The following is a 1468-nucleotide window of genomic DNA, read 5'->3' on the forward strand; positions in this document are numbered from 1 at the left end:
CGCGGCCCGCTTGCGCGCCCGCAGCACCTGCAGCCCCGCGTACGCGAGCACGCAGACCGCGTAGAGCGCCCAGCCGAGCGCGGGCGGCAGGTTGCGCTGCGCGACGGCCTTGATGACGGGGTCGTTGATCGAGATGTTCGTGCCCTCGTTCACCAGGACCAGCACGAGGCCCTGGAAGGCGAGGAAGGCCGCCAGCGTCACCACGAACGACGGGATGCCGACCTTGGCGACGAGCGTGCCGAGCGCCATGCCGATGACCGCGCCGGTGACGATCGCGGCGAGCACCCCGACGTACCAGGGCAGCCCCATGTTGGTGAGCGCCACCGCGAGGACGGCCGCGCAGACACCGCTGGTGAAGCCCGCCGACAGGTCGATCTCGCCGATGAGCAGCACGAACACCAGGCCCATGGCGATCACGGTGACGGCCGCGCCCTGGGTGAAGAGGTTGGCGAAGTTGATGGCGGTGAGGAAGGCGGGGCGCGCCAGTGCGAACGCCGTGCACAGCACCACCAGCCCGAGCACGGCGGGCAGCGCGCCCATGTCGCCGGCGCGCACCCGCTCGATGTAGGCGCGGGCGCTGTGGCTGATCGACGGCGAGCGCACGGCCGTCGCCACCGCCTCGCCGGGGAGTTCCTTGACCTTGCTCATGCCACAGCCCCGTTCTTGAGGCCGAGTTCTCCGCTCCGGCCGGAAGTGATCAGTTCGACGACCTGGGCGTGCGTCACGTCGGCGGTCCTGACCTGGGCGGCCATCCTGCCGAGGTAGAGCGCCGCGATCCGGTCGGAGACGGCGAACACGTCGTTCATGTTGTGCGAGATGAGGACGACGGCCAGACCGTTGTCGGCCAGGCGGCGCACCAGCTCCAGCACCTGCGCGGTCTGGGCCACGCCGAGGGCGGCGGTCGGCTCGTCGAGGATGACGACCTTGCTGTCCCACAGCACGGCCTTGGCGATGGCGACGGTCTGGCGCTGGCCGCCGGACAGGCTGGAGACCAGCTGGCGGATGGACTTGACCGTGCGGACGGACAGGCTGCTCAGGGTCTGCTCGGCGAGCTCTTCCATGGTGTCCTCGTCCAGGACCAGGCCCCGGTGGCGCTCCCGGCCGAGGAACATGTTCTGGACGATGTCCAGGTTGTCGCAGAGCGCGAGGTCCTGGTAGACGATCTCGATGCCGAGCTCGCCCGCGTCGCGCGGGCCGTTCACCTGGACGGGACGGCCGTCGAACAGCAGCTCGCCGTTGTCGATGGGGTGGATGCCGCCGATGCACTTGACCAGCGTCGACTTGCCGGCGCCGTTGTCGCCGACGAGGGCGGTCACCTCGCCGGCGTAGGCGGAGAACGTCACGTCGTGCAGGACCTTCACGGGGCCGAAGCTCTTGTCGATCCCGCGCGCTTCGAGCAGGGGGGTCATGGGTCTCCCTCGGGGAGGGGCGCGGACGGGCGCGTCGATGGCCACCACCGTGGGCGCCG

At 70.6% G+C, this 1468-nt stretch carries 1 protein-coding gene and 1 pseudogene; both read right to left on the minus strand.

Annotation, left to right across the window (positions count from 1 at the left end):
* Nucleotides 1-648, minus strand: a pseudogene (locus AB0H81_RS15445) (ABC transporter permease); the annotation flags it as partial.
* A complete protein-coding gene (locus tag AB0H81_RS15450) occupies nt 645-1409 on the minus strand; it encodes an ATP-binding cassette domain-containing protein (RefSeq protein WP_358374590.1) in 765 nt (254 codons plus the stop codon). The gene AB0H81_RS15450 and the pseudogene AB0H81_RS15445, both read right to left, overlap by 4 nt.
* Between the last annotated feature and the right edge of the window lie 59 nt (nt 1410-1468).

The sequence above is a fragment of the Nonomuraea sp. NPDC050691 genome (genome assembly GCF_040654455.1).
In the GTDB taxonomy this organism is placed as follows: domain Bacteria; phylum Actinomycetota; class Actinomycetes; order Streptosporangiales; family Streptosporangiaceae; genus Nonomuraea.